This is a genomic window from Nitrospira lenta, from assembly GCF_900403705.1.
In the GTDB taxonomy this organism is placed as follows: Bacteria; Nitrospirota; Nitrospiria; order Nitrospirales; family Nitrospiraceae; genus Nitrospira_D; species Nitrospira_D lenta.
Genome location: NZ_OUNR01000019.1, coordinates 42431 through 61716, shown reverse-complemented (window position 1 = coordinate 61716; position 19286 = coordinate 42431). Strand labels below are relative to the sequence as shown.

The window sequence follows — 19286 nt, the reverse complement described above, 5'->3', positions numbered from 1 at the left end:
GTTATTCCTCCGCGGGGGCGGGCTTGACGGCGTCATCTACGTAGACGCTGAGTTCTTTCTTAATTTCCTTGGCGTCCTCACCGGTCATCATCGCCAATCGCTCGGTCTCGCCTTCTTTACCGCGCTTGGCTTCTTTCATGGCATCACGAGCTTCTTCGCCCACGAGATAATTGACCTCTCCGCGCAGCACTTCGTCGAGTGCGCAGGTGGTTTCCTTGGTGAACCGGACGAGGCCCGAGCGCTTCGCGCCTTGGATCAGGTGCTTGGCCCGCTGAGCGGCGACGATCACCAGCCGGTGACGTGAGTCGAATTGGCCGAGCTTGTACTGGGGCAAGAGGTTGAGCATGTCAATCATGGTGCGCGGTACTCCCTTTAGCAATGGAAGATTGGTCACGATCTCCCGGTTTGGATTCTTTCTCGAGAATAAAGTTCTGTTCGAGCCAATGCATATCGAGTCGCTTCGTCTTGAGGCGTTCCGCCAGGAACACACTCTGGAGTTCTTTGAGAGACTGTTCCAGGTTGTCGTTACGCACGATGTAGTAGTACTCGCGGAAACTCCACACCTCCTCTTTCACCTTCTGCAGTCGACGCTGAATTTCCTCCGGGGTATCAGAGGCCCGGCTCTGGAGTCTGGTACGCAGCGTTTCCATTGAGGGCGGCAGAATGAAGATATAGACCGCGTCTTGCACTTTCTTCTTAATCTGCAAGGCGCCCTGAACGTCGATTTCGAGCAGGACGTCGATCCCCTGCTCCATCTTATCCATCAGCGCTTTACGCGGGGTGCCATACCAGTTGCCGTAGACATGGGCATATTCCATGAACTCGTTTTTTGCCACCATGTCCTGAAAGATTTTCTCTTCGATGAAGAAGTATTCCCGTCCGTGCTCTTCACCTGTGCGTGGCTGTCTGGTGGTGTAGGAGACGGAATGCCAAATCCCCGGTACTGATGCGGTGATTTGCTTGCAGAGGGTGGTTTTTCCTGTTCCGGACGGCGCCGAAATGATAAACAAAATGCCCCGTCGCTCAGGGACATAGGGACGCGGGTCGGATGCCGTTGACGTCGTACTGGTGCTCATGGTGCTGATCATTCCACGTTCTGAATTTGTTCTCTGATTCGCTCTAACTCTGCCTTCATTTGTACGACCGATGCCGTGATCGTGGCATCGTTGGCCTTGGAGCCGATCGTATTGACCTCTCGTCCCATCTCTTGCAGGAGAAAGTCCAACGTTTTTCCCACGGACTCCGAACTCTGAAGTGTATGGTCGAACTGTATCATATGTGCATCGAGTCTGACCAATTCTTCTGTGATGTCGCTGCGATCGGCAAAGAGGGCCAGCTCTTGATGCAATTTCGGCACATCCGGAATCTCAGATGACAGCAGCCTTTCAAGCCGGATTTTCATTCGATCAAAAGAATCCTGGGCCACTGACGGGGCTTTGGCGGCTACTTGAGCCTTCAGTCCGCGCAGGGTCTCAATGCGAGCACGAATATCCGCCGCGAGGAGTGTCCCCTCCTTCTTTCTCATCTTCACCAGGTCTTGAATCGCCTGGCCTACCAGTTTTTCAATGAGTGCAGCGAGCTTCGGGTCATCGGCCGGCTGGTCGGAAATCGTAATAACATCACGAAATCCTGCCAGGAGCCCGACATCGATCGATCCTTTGAGCTTGAGCGTCTTTTGGAGATTTCTGAGAGCCTGATGGTACTGTTTCGCCAGATCAGCGTCAAGTTGGAGCGAACGTGATCCTCCCCGCCCGCCTTGCACGAGGACGGTGAGGTCTACGCGTCCGCGGCGGCAATGTTCCTGAATGGCTTTCTTGATGTGCTCTTCACGCGCACTCATGGTCTTGGGCAGTCGCAGGCCGGTTTCGAGAAAGCGGTGATTGACCGATCGAATTTCCGCTGTGATCTGCCCGTCCTGCCAGGCTCCTTGTCGTCGTCCGAATCCGGTCATACTGGTAATCATTGCGGGAGCTTTCCTTTCCAGTGACATTCCGCGTAGAGCGGGCATGAATTGCAGAGGGGTTTGCGCGCCAGACAGATATAGCGTCCGTGTAGGAGGAGGCGCTGTGAAATGGCGGTCCATTGAGCTTCTGGGAATTGTCGTTGCAAATCTTGTTCGATGCGCTCGGGATTGTCAGAAGTGGTTAGTCCCAGTCGATTGGCCACGCGTTTGACATGGGTGTCGACGACGATCGCCGGTTGCCCGAAGGCGGTTCCGAGGATCACGTTGGCGGTCTTGCGGCCGACCCCCGGGATGGTCGTCAATTCTTCCATGCGCTGCGGAACCGTCCCGCCGAATCGTTCCGTGACGGCTTTGCCGCATCCGATCAAGTGCTTGGCTTTATTCTTATAGAACCCGGTCGATTTGATGAGGGTTTCGAGTTCGAGCGGAGCGGCTGATGCAAAGTCCTGCGGGCGACGGAATCGTTTGAACAACGCCGGCGTAACCTGATTGACCCGTTGGTCGGTACATTGCGCAGAGAGGATCGTGGCGACCAGCAATTCCCAGGGAGACTGGTGGGTCAATTCCATTTCGGCCTTCGGCTGGTGCTTGAGCAGCAGCCGTGCCAGCGTGGCTGGCTTTGCTGTGACTGATGGTTGGCGGCGCGAGTGAGCGTTCATTGAAAGTGGCGCAATTCTGCCCCGGTTAAATCGGAGATGCAAGTGCAGGATCCGGAGCCGGCTGTAGAGGAATGTCCGGTTCCTGCGTGCTGGTCATGGTGTGGATCCGCGTCGCCAGGTGGTCAATCAGCGGCTGTAGTGTGGAGGCGTTCAAGGCGCAGATGCCGATCGCGTCATAGCGACGGCACAAGGCTTCGGCCTGAGCTGGGGGGAGCTGATCGCACTTATTGAAGATCAGGACTTGCGGGATTTTGTCGAGAGCTAATTCTTCGAGGATATCCAGGACGGCTTTCATCTGAACATCAATGTCGGGTGCGCTGGCATCGACGACATGCAGGAGCAAATCGGCTTCGCGCAACTCTTCCAGCGTCGTCCGGAATGCTCCGACCAATTCTTTGGGAAGATCGCGGATAAACCCGACGGTGTCGGTCACAATGACTTCCCGATCCTGCGGGAACCGCAGCCGTCGGCTGGTGGTATCTAGGGTCTCAAAGAGGCGGTTTTCCGCCGAGACGTGACTCTCTGTAAGAATGTTGAGGAGTGTGGATTTCCCGGCGTTGGTGTAGCCGACGAAGGAGAGGACTGGAAGTCCCTGGCGTTCCCGGCGCGCGCGGCGTTGACCCTGATGTTTGGAGAATTGTTCGATCTCGCGCTCCAGGTGGGTAATCCGATCGCGGATCTTTCGACGATCGGTTTCCAGTTTCGTTTCCCCCGGTCCTCTGGTTCCGATCCCTCCGCCGAGACGCGACAGCTGGGTGCCTTGTCCGGAGAGACGTGGTAGCAGATAGCGCAATTGTGCCAGTTCTACCTGGACCTTGCCTTCCCGGCTATGGGCCCGACGCGCAAAAATGTCGAGGATCAATTGGGTCCGATCGATGATTTTGATGTCGGTCATCTCGGCAATCGCCCGTGCTTGAGCTGGCGTGAGAGTTTGATCAAAGATGATCATATCCGCGCCCTTATGCAGGGTTTGTATCAGTACTTCTTTCAGTTTTCCACTCCCTAATAGGTAGCGCTGATGGCCGTCTCCAATTCGCTGCGCAATCTTATCAATCACGGTGACGCCGACAGAGGCGGCAAGGTCTGCGAGCTCGGCAAGCCGTTCTTCCTGCTCGGCGCGGCCCAGTGACGACGCACTGACCAGTATGGCGGACTCACTCCCGCTCGTCACGGCGTGATGCTTGAGTGCTCCCTGCAAGTCGGTTTCAAGGTTTTTGATAAATTGGTCGAAGACGACGGGGCATTCCTGTAGCGGCGTTGGTTTGAGAACTTCACAGAGCTGGCCGGTGACATTCAGTGGCAGGAGGTGCGCGAGATAGAGTGTGCCAGGGGTGCCGTTTTGTGACACCGAGAGGAGGCCGATCAGGTCGAGGCGCAGGTAGCCGAGATCGGTCAGATCTTCCTGGCTCAAGGGCCGGTCTTGCAGTTGTGTTCGAATCAGACGAAGGCCTCGTAGTGAACGAGGGCCTGCGCGAAATTTTGACAGAGTGATGGGCGACAGCACCATATCGGTCCCCACGATAATTTCCTGCACGACACCGCGCCTGGTGAGCAACAGCGAGATCGGTCGTCGGTATTCAGCCGAGAGCGTCGAGAGCTCGGTTGCCAGCTCAAGTGAAAGGACCTCATCGACCGCATTCCGTCGCCGGTAGAGATGCTCGATCGCGGCGAGTTGGCTGGCACGAAGCCCGAGGGTTTTGCCCTGTATGTCAGGAATAAGCGGCCTCTTGGTTAACGTGTGAGGACGGCTGCAGGACTGGCATAGGCGCCCGGCCGCAATGATGGAAGAATCTCAAGATCGGCGACGGGGCGTTGTCCGCTGAGGAGCGATTGTCTCCCGGCAGAGGCAATCATCGCGGCGTTGTCGGTACAGTAGGCCATCGGAGGTAACGCGAGTCTGATCTCTTCTGCCTGGGCTCTGGCGGTGAGCAACGCGCGGAGGCGTGAGTTAGCAGAAACCCCTCCGACGACCGCCAAGGCCCTCACGCCGGATGACCGCACTGCCACAAAGGCTCGATCGACGAGGACGCGCACGATCGCTTCTTGGTAGCCCGCTGCCAGGTCTGCGGCCTGGGCCGCGCGTGCAGCTGCGTCCATATCGCGAAGCCGATACAGCAATGAAGTTTTCAGCCCGCTGAAGCTGAACTCCAAACTGCTCTTCTGTAAACGAGACAAGGGGAAGCGAATGGTCTTGGGGTTGCCTTGGCGAGCCAGTCGATCAATCGCGGGCCCGCCAGGATAGTCCAGGCCGAGCATCTGTGCGCCCTTATCAAACGCTTCACCGGCGGCATCGTCTCTCGTACGGCCTAATAGGACAGTTTGACCGTCGGCTTCTCGTCTGAATAAATGGGTATGTCCCCCGGATACGACAAGGACAATGCATGGGAACGGGAAGGTGGGATCTGCCAACCAGGCAGAGGCGATATGACCTTCCAGATGATTGACGCCGATCAGCGGGAGAGATAAGCCATAGGCTAATCCTTTGGCGTAATTGAGCCCGACCAGGAGTGCGCCGGCCAGGCCAGGGCCTTGTGTGACGGCGATGGCCCCAAGGTCCTGCTTGGATAGATGTGCTTCGAGCAGTGCGGCCTGGACAACCCGGTCAATAGTACTCAGATGGGCGCGTGCGGCCAGCTCAGGAACTACGCCGCCGAATTGGCGATGCACCGAGTCTTGTGACGATACGATATTTGAGAGGACGGTCCCGTCGCGATCCAGAATTGCAGCCGACGTTTCATCGCAGGATGATTCAATCCCCAGTATCGGGCATGGGATCCAGGCTGTGGATTGTTGAGGTGCGGCGGATGGACTTATCGGCATGACGCTGTAGAGTTACCACACTCTGTCGCTGAAAAGCATGTACCCCCTGCGGTCATTGACCGCAGGGGGTACATGCTGAATCAATTCCTGTCTGTCGTGCGAGCGTATTCCTCTGGACGGGTTATACGCTCGCCAGCGTCTCTTGCTCGATGAAGGTTGGGGCTCCGTCGCGAAGCACAACCTTGATCTTGCGGCTATCCTTGAACCGTCCTCTGATGAGGTCATCGGAGAGCGGATCGCCGATGGCGCGCTGAATGGTCCGGCGCATCGGGCGGGCCCCATACAATGGCTCATATCCTTCTTTGATCAGCCATTGTTTGACTTCGTCGTCCAGTTCGATCTCGACACCCTTTTCCACAAGGCGTGAGTTCAGCTCACGGACCAGGATATCAAGAATGGTGTAGAGCTGTTCCTTCTCCAGCTGATGGAAGATCACGACTTCGTCGATCCGGTTCAGGAATTCAGGACTGAAGGAACGGCGCAATTCGCCCATCACTTCTTCCTTCTTTCTCCTCGCCTGCTCCCCTTCCGTGCTCTGGAAGCCGAGCGACACACCCTTCTGAATCATCTTGGTCCCGATGTTCGAGGTCATGATGATGACGGTGTTCTTGAAGTCCACTTTACGGCCGAGGCTGTCGGTTAAGACGCCGTCGTCCAGAACTTGGAGCAACACGTTGAACACGTCCGGGTGAGCCTTCTCGATTTCATCGAAGAGCACGACGGAATATGGCCGACGGCGGACCTTCTCGGTCAACTGGCCGCCTTCTTCATAGCCGACATAGCCCGGAGGGGCTCCAAAGAGACGCGAGCTAGTGAATTTCTCCTGGTATTCGGACATATCGACGCGAATCAAGGCATCTTCACTGTTGAATAAGAACTCTGCCACAGTCCTGGCCAACTCGGTTTTACCGACGCCGGTAGGACCCATGAAAATGAACGAGCCGATGGGCTTCTTCGCATCTTTCAAGCCGGCCCGCGAGCGGCGAATGGCGCGCGACACGGCGGAAATCGCTTCATTTTGACCGATGACCCGCTTGTGGAGGAAGTCCTCCATGTGCAGCAGCTTGTTCGACTCTTCTTCTTCCAATTTAAAGAGCGGGATGCCGGTCATCTTCGAGACGACGTAGGCCACGTCTTCTTTGCCGATGGTCGGCTTATTCTTTTCCTGGCTCTTTTTCCATTCACGCTTGGATTCGTCGAGCAACTTTCGCAACCGCTCTTCTTCTTCGCGGTGGCGTACGGCTTCTTCGAAGTTCTGCATCGAGATCGCGAGCTCTTTATCCCGCGAGACCTTCTTGAGCTCCTGCTCCATCGCCTTCAACTCAGATGGCAAGGCATAGGTCTGGAGTTTGGCGCGCGAACCGGTTTCGTCGATCAAATCGATCGCTTTATCCGGGAGGAACCGATCGGTGATGTATCGGTCGGACAGTTTTACCGCTTCGACGATGGCATCTTCTGAAATTTCGACGCCATGGTGTTCTTCATAGCGGTCCCGGAGTCCCTGGATAATGAGCACTGCTTCATCCATGCTCGGGGGCTGCACGTGAATCGGCTGGAACCGGCGCTTGAGCGCGCCGTCTTTTTCGATGTGCTTCCGATACTCATCCAACGTGGTGGCTCCGATGCACTGGATCTCGCCGCGAGACAGCGCAGGCTTCAGCATATTGGAGGCATCGATCGATCCCTCCGCCGCCCCGGCTCCGACGAGGGTGTGCAACTCATCGATGAAGATGATGATATTGCCGGCCTGCACGATTTCTTTCATCACGACCTTGAGCCGTTCTTCAAACTGGCCGCGATACTTGGTGCCGGCGACCAGCGAGCCAAGGTCGAGTGCGATGACTCGGCGCGACAAGAGATTGTCCGGCACTTCAGACTGTATGATTCGTTGAGCCAAGCCTTCGACGATGGCCGTCTTGCCGACTCCCGACTCTCCGATGAGGACCGGATTGTTCTTGGTTCGGCGGCTGAGAATCTGCAGGACGCGTTCGATTTCATCGGCGCGACCGATGACCGGATCCAAGAGCCCTTCTTGGGCCATCTGGGTCAAATCCCGTCCGAACTCATCAAGCGCCGGGGTATTACTTTTCCGGTCTCGCTCGCGCGGCGCGGACTTTCTCAGGAAGGTGACCGTTAATTGCCTGGCCGTTAGTAGATTGGCTCCGAGGCTGCGGAGAATTTTCCCGCCGATCCCCTCTTCTTCCCGCAAGAGGCCAAGCAAGAGATGCTCGCTGCCGATATGGTTATGGCCCAATAGTCTGGCCTCCTCCACACCGTACTCGATCACTTTCTTGACACGTGGGCTAAAGGGAATTTCCCCGAACGTCATCGTGGTGCCCCCGCCGGGAAGATTCCGCTCAATTTCGAGTCGGATCTGCTCCGTGGAGAGTCCCATCTTTTTCAGGATCATCAGGGCGATACCGTCGGATTCACGGAGAATTGCGAGAACCAAGTGCTCCGTCCCGAGATAATCGTTCTGGTGCCGCTCGGCCTCTTCCCGTGCCAGGATGATGATCTTCCGACCCTTGTCCGTGAATCGTTCGAACATCCTGCCTCCTTATGGTCTGGTCTAGACTGGTAGTACTGAGTTGGTTGCGCGAACCTATGGAAAATCTTGGCCTAATTCTAACTACCGCCTTTTCGAGTGTCAAGGTTGCATGCGAATCCGGCAAGGATGTGAAACGACCGTGAAGCGACTGTCATTATCATCGTGTGAAACTGGATCGCGAGTCATGCTGCGTTGACAGTCCGAGAACCGTCCCGATACAATCCCGCACCTTTCACCGATCCACGATCAAGACATCTGGAACTCCTATGCAGCGCAAGAGTATCGGCATTCTGACTAAGCCAAAGTTTCCTGAGGTGAAGGAAACTTTGCAGAGCGTGGTCTCCTGGTTACGCGCGAAAAATATCGTGGCGATCTTGGATATTACCTCCGCGGCGTTGCTCGGCGAGACCGGGGGGATTCAGAAAGCACAATTGGCCAGTCAGGCTGATGTGCTGCTGGTATTGGGTGGCGACGGAACAATGCTGAATGCGGCGCGTCTCGCCGGCGAGCGAGGTATTCCCATTCTTGGGGTCAATATGGGAGGGCTGGGGTTTCTCACCGAAGTTCGTTTGGAGAATCTCTACCCTTCCCTCGATCGAGTCTTTGCCAACGACTTTGTTCTGGATGAGCGGCTCATGCTCAAGACTCACGTGCACCGGCATGGGGAAACGGTCACGCAGGGGGCTGTCCTCAACGATGTCGTCATCAGCAAGGGCACCTTGGCGAGAATGATAGAACTGAAAATTGCCATCCAGGGCGAGTTCGTGACGAATCTGCGCGGCGACGGATTGATTGTCAGCACGCCGACGGGATCGACGGCCTACTCTCTTTCGGCTGGGGGCCCGATCTTAGCCCCAGCCGTGCAGTCGCTGGTATTGACGCCGATCTGTCCCCACACCCTGACCCATCGTCCGCTGATCGTTCCCGCGGAAGCGGAGATTGCCGTGACGTTGACCAGTAAGGATGACGGAGCAATGGCGACGATGGATGGCCAGGTCGGCGTGGCGATTTCGCAAGGCGATACGATCGAGATCAACGTCTCAGAGCATCGCACGAGATTGATCCGGTTTCCGGAGACGCGTTATTACGAAGTGTTGCGAGAGAAGCTGAAGTGGGGAGACGGCTGAACCATCTCCCCGTCGAAGTGGTCTAGCGCCGGTCAATCAAGTTGAGCATCTCTTGGTTGGTGGCGTACTTGAATTCCCCGATACAGTCTGTGGCGCCGCTATGGGCTTTCTCCGCGGCATCGAGCGCTTTGAGTCCGGCGAGATTCACCGGACGGCTCTTTCTTTCCTTCAGCAGGTTGGTGAGCGTATCTGTGACCGTCTTGGCTGAGGCTGGCTGGCCAGGGTTCTTGGCCTCCAGATAGCGCGTCACCACTTCCGCGCACCATTCCCCGTCCCGCTTGGCGACACCAACCAAACCTTCGCTGGCTTTGCGCGCCCATCCGGTGAGGAACACTCCATCCACCGGCTTGCCGGTCGCTTCGTCATAGGCCTGGAAGAGGGCATCATCGGGGTCGTTATTTGTTTTGTTGGGATTCGTGACGAAGAGTCCGTTCTTATAGGGGAGCCCCACTGTCTCATCCACCTTATCTCCGACAGCAAAGACAACGGCATCGCAGGGGAACTCGTAATACTGCTTCAGTCCAACGGCGGCCGTGTCGGTGCCTTTAGGCTCTAACTTGTTGTCTTCCATCTCCAGGCCGCGCACGCGATTGTTCCCGTCGACCAGGATGCGCTTCGGTGACGCCAAAAACTGGAACCCCATTTTCGTGTGGCTGACCGCGGGCTCGCACTTGGTGAATTCGTCCGTCAAACCTTTCAAGACTTCATCGGCGTTCTGACCGACCGCGGCAAGGCGGTCCTTGATGCGCGCGACTTCCTTGGTAATGCCTTCGACATCCATGTTCGAACAGACTGACCGGATCTCTTTCGGATTGTATTTTCGTTCCAACGGGCCGCGCCGCACAATGGCGGTCACGCGCTCTACTTTTTTATAGCAAATCAGCCAGTGAGCAATGTCGACCATGACGTCGCCTGCCCCGATTACGGCCACGTGCTTGCCTACTTCAAACGGCCGATCGCCGAAGCCGGGAAGCCGGTTGAAATGGTAGACAACATCCTTCGCGTGGAATACGCCCTGGGCGGAATCCCCTTCCACACCGATGGCCTTGGTGCCTTGTGCGCCGATCGCAAAGACAACGGCACTGGCGCCGAGCGCCCGAACATCTTCCACGGTCAAATCTTTGCCGTTGCCGATGGACACGTTACCGAAGTAGTGCACGTTCGGCTGTTCCAGCATGTCCCAATATTGCTTCTTGAGACCGCCGCGCAATTTCAGCTTGGCCGGGAATATTCCGTATTCTGCCAGTCCGCCGAATTTGATGTCGCGGTTGAGTATGATGACGTCATGGCCGGCTTTCGCCAGCATATTTGCCGCGGCCATTCCGGCTGGTCCGGCTCCGGCCACAATGATCACATGCTTACTCTGTGCGCTCATGCGATGTTCCCTGGAAAAGTGGATAGAAAATGACTGGAACTCCAACAGTTTCGGGACATTAGCATAGAGGATTTTGCACTGTCAAAGAGGTTAGTGTTTTTCTATGACCGTGTGAGCGGGCTGTCCCGGTGAATTCACCGTCACCGCTAAGGTTCTGTGCCTGGTGAGCAATGGGTCTCGTCGGCGCTGACAGGCAGAAGGCTCGCGCACAGGTCGCACTGGACGAGACAATTAAAACGTTGGATGTATCGTCGGATCCCCCGCGTCTACCGATTCCCGTCTTGCGGATCTCCGAGCTTGTATGGCACATCAATAGCTGAGGTGGATGCGCGATGCCGTCAGCCTCCTTCAGGAGGACATGCGTGTCCGGGTCGGCGGTCTCAATTCGAGACGGCGTGAGTCTATTCACACACTGTTGTTCCACGGCCTGCGAGAGGCTGTGCAATTGGCTGGAGGCACCATATGGCATCCACGAACCAAGATGATTCCCGGACACAAAAAGAAAAGATGCTTGCGGGAGAGTTGTACATCGCCAACGATCCTGAACTCGAAGCGGCGTCTCGACGTGCATACCGGCTGATGAAGGAATATGAAGCGCGCTATGCGATCGACAGGGATGAGGCGAATGGCGTTCTTCGAGAACTGCTAGGAGCAATAGGTCCCGGGGTGCACATCAAGCCGCCGATCTACGTGGACTATGGAACCTACATCACCATCGGGGCGCGAACCTTTGCGAACTATGGCCTTGTCGCCTTGGATGTGGCGCAGATCACCATCGGCCAGGATGTGCAGATCGGACCGAACGTCCAACTCCTGACCCCCACCCACCCCGTAGAGGCAGAGCCTCGCCGTCAAAAGTATGAAGCGGCTCAACCCATTGTGATCGGAGATAATGTCTGGCTCGGCGGTGGAGTGATCGTGTTGCCCGGTGTCACCATCGGAGAGAACAGCGTCATCGGAGCCGGCGCGGTCGTGACCAAAGATATCCCCCCTAACGTGGTTGCGGTGGGAAACCCTGCGCGAATTCTTCGCACGCTCTGACCGTCGCGCGCTCCCGCTCGCCTGCCCTCGCGGGAGCAGGTGCCAACTCAAGCACCGGCTCTGGAACTTCTGAGGATTCGCAATTCGTGATTAGGGTAACGTGAACATGGAGTTCCCGCTGACCGTCTGGCTGGCAGGTATCTCCGCTTGCATCACGTCCCAATGTTCGACCACCTTGCCACCCTCCACCCGGAAGATGTCCACTGCAACCAAGGGGTTTGGTCCCCACCCCGTATAGCGGCCATGAACCATAACCAGATCCCCCGAAGCGACGGTCATGCCCGGTTCATAGCGGAAGTCCGGCGCGAGGTTGGGGATCAATCCCTGAATGGCGGACGGACCATTCGGGATGGACGGATTGTGTTGGACATAGTTGGGTGAGAAATAGCGATCCACCACGCTAGGGTCGCGATCGATGAATGCTCCTTTCAGGACTGCAAGGACAAGAGTCTTGTTATCGTCGGCTTGTGACATGACCATACTCCTCCGCTACTGGCACAATAGAAACGGCCGCATCTTTCTGCCAGGGCATCGCTGAACCAAACCTTAGGCTGAGTGCTTAGATCGGGCTGCGATACTCTGCCGTTTGTGAAGACTCTGGCTGTTTCTCTCTATCCTCCGGCGCTTCCGACCGGGCCGCCGGGCATGGTCATGCGCCAGGGATCGAGCAATTCGGTGAGGCGTTTGTCTGAAAGGACTTTCTGTTCTTTCGCCACTTCACGAACGGTCTTGCCGGACTTGTACGCATCCTTCGCCAGCTTTGCGGCCGCCTCGTAGCCGATCTCCGGCGCGAGCGCGGTACACATCGCGAGGCTTTCTTCGATCAAGCTCTTGCAGCGTTCTTCGTTGGCCTTGATGCCGTCGATACATTTTGCGGCAAAGTTGTTGGAAACGGATGCGAGCAACTCAATCGATTGGAGGAGGTTGTAGGCCATGACCGGCAGCATGACGATCAATTCAAAGTTGGCCGCCTGCCCGCCGATCGTCACAGAGACATCATTGCCGATGACCTGGGCACAGACCATCGTCACGGATTCGGCGATCACCGGATTTACTTTTCCCGGCATGATCGACGACCCCGGTTGTGTTTCCGGCAGGTTGATTTCTCCCAACCCGCAGCGCGGGCCTGAGCCGAGCCAGCGCACATCGTTGGCGATCTTCATGAGGCTCACGGCAATCGTCCGCAACTCCCCGCTGGCTTCCACCAACGAGTCCTGCGCCGACTGGGCCTCAAAATGATTTTTGGCTTCTTTGAAAGTGCAGCCGGTCTCTTTCGAAATGATCGCCATCACTTTCGATGAAAATTTCGGATGGCAGTTCAGCCCGGTGCCGACGGCGGTGCCGCCGAGCGCCACTTCGCTGAGAGCGTCCTGCGCGCGCTTCACGCGCTGAATGCCGAGCTCAATCTGGCGTGCGTAGCCGCCGAATTCCTGCCCTAGCCGCACGGGGGTGGCATCCTGCAGATGGGTGCGGCCGATTTTAACGATCTTGTCGAACTCTTTGGCTTTCCGGGCGAGAGATTTCTGCAAGCGGGTCAGAGCCGGAATGAGTTGCTGCTGCATCAGCTCCCCGGCGGCGATGTGAATCGCCGTGGGAATCACGTCGTTGCTGGACTGCCCCAAATTGACATGATCGTTCGGATGGACCAATTTGCTCCCGCGCGCGCCGCCAAGGAGTTCGGTGGCCCGATTCGAAATCACTTCATTCGTGTTCATGTTAGTGGAGGTGCCGGATCCGGTTTGGAAAATATCGACCGGAAATTCGGCGTCAAGCGTCCCTTCGACCACTTCGGTGGCAGCCGCCTTGATCGCGTCAGCGGGTTTCTTGTCCAGGAGGCCCAGCGAGTAATTCACGCTGGCAGCGGCGCGTTTGATCAGCCCCATGGCCCGGATGACCGAGCGCGGCATGCGGAGAGAACTGATCGGGAAGTTTTCGATGGCGCGCGCGGTTTGCACGCCGTAGTAGGCGGCCGAGGGGACGGCCAACTCGCCCATCGTGTCGCGTTCAATGCGGGTGTTTGCGGGCGGTGTTCCTGCTGATTTTTTCATGCGCGTATCTCCTCGCTAGGCAATCATGTGTATAACGGAGCGCGCATCTTAAACGGTTGCTGCGTGGAAGCTCAAGAGAGCAAACGGGGAAAGTCACGCGGTGCAACCGGATCAAAAATGACGAGGTCTGGAGACAGCAGCGAAACTGGCATATTGAGGGAGGTGAGTGAGGGGGTGGGCGAAACGGCCCGCTCGAGCGGGCCGTCCAACCGTTCCCGGGATTCGCAAAATCCTCAGGCGACGTTCACCTCAATCGCGCGCGGTTTGGCCTTTTCCGATTTCGGGATGTGCAGGTTCAACACCCCGTCTTTGAATTCGGCTTTTACCCCGCTCTCGTTTACTTGGTCCGGCAGTGAGAAGCTCCGGACGAATGTTCCATAGGATCGTTCGATCCGATGATATTTCGTGGTCTTCTCATCCTTTTCCTGACGGCGTTGTCCTTGAATCGTCAGGACCCCCTCTTCCAATGTCACCTTCACGTCGTCTTTCTTTACCTCAGGCAATTCCGCCTGGATGACATATTCACCCTCGGTTTCGCTGATATCGACGGTCGGCATCCAGTCGGCCACGGTCAAGGCTTCCTTCCCGTTGGTTTTCGCTGCAGGACGGGCCACCATTCGATTCAGTCGAGCTGACATCTCTTCAAGTTCGCGAAACGGATCCCAACGCATCAAAGCGGTCATGGCATACCTCCTACGAATTATGTGTCGTGTTCGTCGTGCCTGACGCCGGCGCCGCGTCTGTCGTGCTTACAACAACAGAGATAATGGCGATGTGGGGCGAGTCAAGGGGCGCCGTGCGAAGAGGCGCGGTCAGCGCTGCGTCAAGGGGGTATAGGGGCGATTGTGTTCCCCTGAGTAAATCTGGTCAGGACGGAAAAGCTTGTTCCCCCGCAGCTGTTCCAGCCAATGGGCGAGCCAGCCGGATACGCGGGCCATGGCGAAGAGCGGTGTGTAGAGGTCCGTGTCGATGTGCATCTGATCGTAGATGATGCCGGAATAAAAATCGACGTTCGGGTACAGGCCTTTCCCCCGCAGGAGATCGTCTGCCGTTCGTTCGACTTCCACGGCGATGGCATAGAGGGGCGACGGCCCGCAGGCGGTAAAGAGCCGTTCGCAGAGCCCTTGAAGAATGGTGGCCCGAGGATCTTTCACTTTGTAGACACGATGGCCGAATCCCATGAGCTTCTGTTTGCCGGCCAGCTTGTGCTCCACGTAGGCCCGAGCTCGTTCAGGGCTGCCGATCTCGCGGAGCATCTGAATCACTTCTTCGTTGGCCCCGCCATGGAGCGGTCCCTTAAGGGCCCCGATCGAGGAGGCGACAACAGTATACGGATCGGCGAGCGTCGAGGCCGTTACCAGTCCGGTAAAGGTCGAGGCGTTCATCGTATGTTCGGCATGGAGGATAAGACAGTCGTCAAAGATGTCTTTCCAGAGCGGATGCGGTGTCTGTTCTGTCAGCATGTACAAAAAGTTTTCAGAGAACTCGAGGTCATCTTGCGGCGGGATGGGGTCGTTGCCGTGCCGGAGTCTAGCCCAGGCCGCGACGATCGTCGGCAGCTTGGCGATGAGCCGTACGGCCGACCAGTAGTTGTTTTCCGCGTCTTTGACCTGTCGACCAGGATAAAACATGCCGAGCGCGGCGACCGCGGCTTGCAGCGCATCCATCGGATGGCCGGTTTCAGGCAGGCACTTCAAGAGATCGTTGATGCGAAACTTAATGCGGCGATGATGGGTGATGTCACTAGTCCAGCGATCCAGCTCCGGACGCGTCGGAAGCCGGCCGAAGAGAAGCAGATACGATGTTTCGAGGAACGACGATTGGGCGCAGAGTGTCTCGATGTTGATGCCGCGATATTCCAGCACGCCGCGTTGGCCGTCGACATCGCTGATTGACGAAGTGGCGGCCGGTACACCGTCCAGGCCCGGCATGAAATCGTGCGGCATAGGCGATCTCCCTTGTGAACACGATTGCAATCTATGCATAGCGTATCATGAGAGGACTCTTCAAGGCGGGGCATTCTTGCAAGGCGAGTCATTCTTGAATTGAGAAATGCCGGTTGGCATACTGTCTGTGAGTTGCGCGCTGCGCGGCGGAAATGAGGTGCGGGTGTGTTTCGCGTCATGCTGATTTTGGGTGTATTAGTGTTGGTGCCCGCGGCGATTGTATTTTGGCGCCTGCGAGATCGGGCGGGCGTGGCTCCCCCACCGCCGACGGTTCCGCAGAAGGTGATTGGAACCAGTACGCTGAATCATGGCGATCCTCGTCAGGAAAAAAGATGATCGGCCTAGCCTGCTGCATCTTCTCGGTCCCCGTCAGGGGGCAGGAGCGGATCCGGCTTCCGGCCGGTTGGATTAGGAGGCCTTGAATGACACGCACGGCGATCATCGCGGGGACAGTGCTCATGGGACTCGTCTTGATGGGGCACGGGAGTGCGCCGGCCCAAGAGGGTCAGCTGGCATATGCGGTGGTAAGCGAAGTGCCCAAAGACAAAACGAGAATCTCGGCAAAGATTGCGATTGAGGGGACGGTCACCGACACCAAGCTGCTGGCCTCAGAGGCCATTACCGGCAATCTGATTTGGAAGAAGCTTGAAATCTGTCACGCGATGCGACTTGAGGGGCAGCGCTCTAGCGAAGGCTTTCGAGTGACCACGGTTCGAGTGGTCGACGGGAGTATGTTGCCGATGGCGTTACAGGGGTTTGCCGGTGATTGTTTGCTGAAGAAAGCGCTGGAGATTGCGCCGTTGGTCGATTAACTTGCGGGTGTATTGCTGAACAGCCTGCGGAAGTAACCGTTTACCGGACTTTATGTCCGGCAGCCCAGACACTCGGTGGGTTCGGTGTCGGCATCCCGCTCGGCGATGGTCAGCGGAAAGAGAATGCCGCATTGGGCACAAGGACGAATTTCAAAGTAAGCCACGCCCTTCTCGTCGATTTCCGTCGGCAGCAGGAGTTCCAGCGGATCGTAGCCGATGACCGCGCCATCGGGAAACTTCACCAGAGCGATCCGGTCATTGAAGACTTCGAACGTGGCTTCCTGGCCTTTTCGATCCAGTAAGTGGCCTAAGACGAAGACCGGCTGGCCCTTGCGTTTGGTGCGGAGTTCACGGAGTGTGTGCAGGGTGGTCCCGGTGCAGGAAAACTGACCCGAAGAACTTGTTCCGACGAGTGGCATAGTATTGTGTGGTGCAGTGAATGTGTACCGATCTAGAATGGTCTACCATAGCAGAAAAAATGGCGTCAAGGCAGGTTTCTTGAGAAGGAGTACAAATGGCCGACATCACGATTTATCATAAACCGACCTGTACCACGTGCCGACAAGCGGTGCAGATGTTGAAAGATAGCGGGACGCCGTTCACGACAGTGAATTACTATGAGCAGACGTTTACGAAAGATCAGTTGAAGAAGATTTTGAAAAAAGCCGGGCTTTCTCCGAAGGACGTACTCAGGACGAAAGAGGATATCTATAAGGAACTGGAGTTGGCGAAAAAAGATCTGTCGGAAGACGCGTTGCTGGACTTGATGGTGAAATATCCGGATCTGATTCAGCGGCCTCTTGTGGTCAAGAATGACCAGGCGATTCTGGCCAGGCCGGCGGAGACAGTGAAGTCGCTGCTGTGAGACCAGTGTGGCCGGTTGTGACCGACGGTCCGTTCGGCGCGCGCGCCTGGACAGTGCGGAAGCCGGCACGGACCGTCAGTCAGCAGATTAGTCAGCCTCGCCTTTCAGCTCAGCCGGGGCTTGGCGCGACGGATAGTCTGAAATCGTTCAGCCTATGACCAGGTAAGCCTTCCCGAGGTGGCATCGATTTTCACGGCGACCTCCCCGTTCAAGACTTGAAGCAGCAGATTCCCCAACAGCGTTCTCCGCCAGCCTCGCAACAGAGGAAGATCGGGCGTGGTGCCTTGAGCCCGCGCATCGACCAGCGCCTGGATATCGGCTGTCGTTGCGAGCAAGGTGGGCGCGATTTCCTGATCGGCGGATTGGGCCTTCATCACGGACTGAAGCAATTCCACCAAACCGGTCGATTCCGGTTCAGGCTTGCGCTCTTTCGGGACCTCCGGCCAGGCAGACGCGGGAAGCGCGTTGGCGGCGTGAATCGTTTTGAGGATCGTCTCGCCGTGGCGGTCCGCTTCCGATCCATGGAGGCCGCGTACGGCGCGCAGCTCGTCGACCGATCGCGGCGGATGGCGGGCGAGCTGCAGCAGGACTTCGTCTCGCATCACGCGCCCGCGGGGCACATTGCGGCGTTTGGCTTCGCTCTCGCGCCAGGCGGCCAGCTCTCGCAGGACGGCGGCAGACTTCGGCTTCAAGCTCTCCCACCCGCGAATCCGTTGGTAGCGCTCTTGCGGTTCGCGGCGCGTGTCGCCGACGATCGTTTCCAGTCGGGAGAATTCTTCATGTGCCCACTCACTCCTCCCGAGTTTGGTGAGGCGCGTGCGCAGATGGTCATGAATGGCCAGTAAGAATTCGACATCCTCCAGGGCATAGGCCAGTTGATCGGTCGACAGCGGGCGCGCGCTCCAATTGGTGAAGGTGTGAGCTTTCGCGAGTTTTTTCCCGTGGACACGTAAGACCAAATTGGCATAGGCGACTTGTGCGCCATATCCCACCATCGCGGCGGCTATTTGAGTATCGAAAAACGGTTTGGGGATTGTCCCCGCGTGGGTGGCAAAGAGATCAAGATCTTGCCGGCCCGCATGGACAATCTTTTCCACGTCCGGATTGCGGACAATGTCCCAGAATGGTTGCAGGGCGGATGACTGCTGAACCGCCGGAAAATCGATGACGGCGGACTGCGTTTCAGTAGCGACTTGTATGAGTTCGAGCCGCGGGACAAAACTTTCTTCACCGACAAACTCGGTGTCGAGGGCCAGGCGTGATGCGGTGGCCAGGTGATCGCACAAGCGTTCAAGGCCGTCTGTCGTCGTGATGTATTGTGTGGAGTCCACGAAGATTTAGTCTCCTACTCGGTCGGACGATAGGGGTGGTCTGCTTGGGGCATCGGTTCGACGTTGCTCAAGCTCAAATATTCTTTCAAAAACTGATAGGCTTCCAACATCCGCCGTAACGCCGGTTCGGAACTCCGGTCGCCCTGGTTTGAATCGGGATGGAGTTGCTTCGCTTTCTGTCTGAATGCGGCGGTGACATCCGCGAGTGAACTCCCGAATTCGACGCCCATGATGGCATACGCGTCCATCGCATTGTTGACGCCGGTACCGTCTTGGGAGAGATCCCCGCTTCCGCTGGCGGCTTTGAGCATGTCGGCCAAGCTGACCTTTTTGCGTCGCCGCCGCGGCCGTTCCCGGATTTCACTGTCGAACTCATCCCAGCGGTCTTCGACAAACTCCAGCCGCGATTCCAGGCGCATGGCGCCGGAAAGATCGTGGATGCTTCCCAGCTCATCGTCGATTTCAATCAGCGACAGAATCACTTCTTCCAACCCCTGTTCGACCCGGAAGAAGCTATCGACGCGCGATTCCATCATCGTATCGACGGCGAGTTCGAGGCTGGCCTCGGTCTTGAGACGCAGCGAATCGATCCGCTGGCGCATCCCCCGCTGAAACTTGATGAATTTGCTTTGTGTAAAGGGCATGGTCGGCCGGTCCACCGGCCGCCGCATTGTAGCACAGTGTGATTCCCGGCCAGTAGAGGGCTTCTGTCCACCCACGGGTCTTGTCTCGACCCATCAGAATGGGACAA

Annotated in this window: 21 protein-coding genes; 6 read left to right on the top strand and 15 right to left on the bottom strand. The window is 57.1% G+C overall.

All coding sequences use genetic code 11. The features are described from left to right. Position 1: 1 nt before the first annotated feature. From NITLEN_RS14960 to NITLEN_RS14930, 7 genes are all read right to left on the bottom strand, one after another. On the bottom strand, positions 2–355 hold the full coding sequence (locus tag NITLEN_RS14960; protein WP_121990448.1) for a DNA-directed RNA polymerase subunit omega: 354 nt from the start codon (positions 353–355) through the stop codon (positions 2–4). Further along, on the bottom strand, positions 348–1076 hold the full coding sequence (gmk, locus tag NITLEN_RS14955) for a guanylate kinase (RefSeq protein WP_121990447.1): 729 nt from the start codon (positions 1074–1076) through the stop codon (positions 348–350). Before gmk ends, NITLEN_RS14960 begins: the two co-directional genes overlap by 8 nt. 8 nt (positions 1077–1084) lie before the next feature. After that, positions 1085–1963, bottom strand: coding sequence for a YicC/YloC family endoribonuclease (locus NITLEN_RS14950; RefSeq protein ID WP_181416899.1), 879 nt, complete (start codon positions 1961–1963; stop codon positions 1085–1087). Further along, positions 1960–2622 (bottom strand): endonuclease III, encoded by a 663-nt coding sequence (gene nth, locus NITLEN_RS14945; protein WP_121990445.1) that lies wholly within the window; start codon positions 2620–2622, stop codon positions 1960–1962. Before nth ends, NITLEN_RS14950 begins: the two co-directional genes overlap by 4 nt. Before the next feature lie 25 nt (positions 2623–2647). Further along, positions 2648–4156, bottom strand: a complete 1509-nt coding sequence (gene hflX / locus NITLEN_RS14940; protein WP_245924521.1) for a GTPase HflX — start codon at positions 4154–4156, stop codon at positions 2648–2650. A 197-nt stretch (positions 4157–4353) separates the two neighbouring features. After that, the gene (gene tsaD, locus NITLEN_RS14935; RefSeq protein WP_121990443.1) at positions 4354–5442 is read right to left on the bottom strand and encodes a tRNA (adenosine(37)-N6)-threonylcarbamoyltransferase complex transferase subunit TsaD; all 1089 of its coding nucleotides are present in this window, start codon (positions 5440–5442) and stop codon (positions 4354–4356) included. Positions 5443–5563: 121 nt separating this feature from the next. Further along, positions 5564–7990 carry an ATP-dependent Clp protease ATP-binding subunit gene (locus NITLEN_RS14930; RefSeq protein ID WP_121990442.1) on the bottom strand — a complete coding sequence of 809 codons (2427 nt, stop codon included), beginning with the start codon at positions 7988–7990 and terminating at the stop codon, positions 5564–5566. A 266-nt stretch (positions 7991–8256) separates the two neighbouring features. On the opposite strand from NITLEN_RS14930, the gene NITLEN_RS14925 reads away from it, so the two are divergent. Then, complete coding sequence (locus NITLEN_RS14925; RefSeq protein ID WP_121990441.1) at positions 8257–9117, top strand: NAD(+)/NADH kinase; 861 nt, start codon at positions 8257–8259, stop codon at positions 9115–9117. A gap of 22 nt (positions 9118–9139) precedes the next feature. Here the strand turns inward: NITLEN_RS14925 and NITLEN_RS14920 are convergent, their stop codons facing one another. Then, positions 9140–10492 (bottom strand): FAD-dependent oxidoreductase, encoded by a 1353-nt coding sequence (locus NITLEN_RS14920; protein WP_121990440.1) that lies wholly within the window; start codon positions 10490–10492, stop codon positions 9140–9142. Between the two features lie 462 nt (positions 10493–10954). On the opposite strand from NITLEN_RS14920, the gene NITLEN_RS14915 reads away from it, so the two are divergent. Then, the gene (locus NITLEN_RS14915; RefSeq protein ID WP_121990439.1) at positions 10955–11533 is read left to right on the top strand and encodes a sugar O-acetyltransferase; all 579 of its coding nucleotides are present in this window, start codon (positions 10955–10957) and stop codon (positions 11531–11533) included. Positions 11534–11623: 90 nt separating this feature from the next. Here the strand turns inward: NITLEN_RS14915 and NITLEN_RS14910 are convergent, their stop codons facing one another. The 4 genes from NITLEN_RS14910 to NITLEN_RS14895 all read right to left on the bottom strand — a co-directional run bounded on the left by NITLEN_RS14910 (position 11624) and on the right by NITLEN_RS14895 (position 15527). Beyond that, positions 11624–12007, bottom strand: a complete 384-nt coding sequence (locus NITLEN_RS14910; protein WP_121990438.1) for a nuclear transport factor 2 family protein — start codon at positions 12005–12007, stop codon at positions 11624–11626. A gap of 137 nt (positions 12008–12144) precedes the next feature. Next, positions 12145–13581 (bottom strand): class II fumarate hydratase, encoded by a 1437-nt coding sequence (locus NITLEN_RS14905; protein ID WP_121990437.1) that lies wholly within the window; start codon positions 13579–13581, stop codon positions 12145–12147. A gap of 233 nt (positions 13582–13814) precedes the next feature. Then, complete coding sequence (locus NITLEN_RS14900) at positions 13815–14264, bottom strand: Hsp20/alpha crystallin family protein (protein WP_121990436.1); 450 nt, start codon at positions 14262–14264, stop codon at positions 13815–13817. Between the two features lie 129 nt (positions 14265–14393). Beyond that, the gene (locus NITLEN_RS14895) at positions 14394–15527 is read right to left on the bottom strand and encodes a citrate synthase (protein WP_121990435.1); all 1134 of its coding nucleotides are present in this window, start codon (positions 15525–15527) and stop codon (positions 14394–14396) included. 165 nt (positions 15528–15692) lie between these two features. On the opposite strand from NITLEN_RS14895, the gene NITLEN_RS18200 reads away from it, so the two are divergent. After that, positions 15693–15863 carry a hypothetical protein gene (locus NITLEN_RS18200; protein WP_181416898.1) on the top strand — a complete coding sequence of 57 codons (171 nt, stop codon included), beginning with the start codon at positions 15693–15695 and terminating at the stop codon, positions 15861–15863. A gap of 86 nt (positions 15864–15949) precedes the next feature. Next, positions 15950–16339 (top strand): hypothetical protein, encoded by a 390-nt coding sequence (locus NITLEN_RS14890; RefSeq protein WP_121990434.1) that lies wholly within the window; start codon positions 15950–15952, stop codon positions 16337–16339. A 50-nt stretch (positions 16340–16389) separates the two neighbouring features. Here NITLEN_RS14890 and NITLEN_RS14885 read toward each other — a convergent pair whose 3' ends face one another. Beyond that, positions 16390–16758 carry a hypothetical protein gene (locus tag NITLEN_RS14885; protein ID WP_121990433.1) on the bottom strand — a complete coding sequence of 123 codons (369 nt, stop codon included), beginning with the start codon at positions 16756–16758 and terminating at the stop codon, positions 16390–16392. Between the two features lie 95 nt (positions 16759–16853). Here NITLEN_RS14885 and arsC point away from each other — a divergent pair, with 95 nt between their 5' ends. Continuing rightward, positions 16854–17204 (top strand): arsenate reductase (glutaredoxin), encoded by a 351-nt coding sequence (gene arsC / locus NITLEN_RS14880; RefSeq protein WP_121990432.1) that lies wholly within the window; start codon positions 16854–16856, stop codon positions 17202–17204. Further along, positions 17201–17362 (top strand): hypothetical protein, encoded by a 162-nt coding sequence (locus NITLEN_RS18195; RefSeq protein ID WP_181416897.1) that lies wholly within the window; start codon positions 17201–17203, stop codon positions 17360–17362. The genes arsC and NITLEN_RS18195 overlap by 4 nt, the downstream gene beginning before the upstream one ends. Here the strand turns inward: NITLEN_RS18195 and rnd are convergent. Together rnd and NITLEN_RS14870 are read right to left on the bottom strand one after the other, a co-directional pair. Next, positions 17357–18535 carry a ribonuclease D gene (gene rnd, locus NITLEN_RS14875; protein ID WP_181416896.1) on the bottom strand — a complete coding sequence of 393 codons (1179 nt, stop codon included), beginning with the start codon at positions 18533–18535 and terminating at the stop codon, positions 17357–17359. The two genes, NITLEN_RS18195 and rnd, sit on opposite strands and share 6 nt — an antisense overlap. A 14-nt stretch (positions 18536–18549) precedes the next feature. Further along, positions 18550–19179, bottom strand: a complete 630-nt coding sequence (locus NITLEN_RS14870) for a J domain-containing protein (protein ID WP_181416895.1) — start codon at positions 19177–19179, stop codon at positions 18550–18552. Positions 19180–19286: the final 107 nt, after the last annotated feature.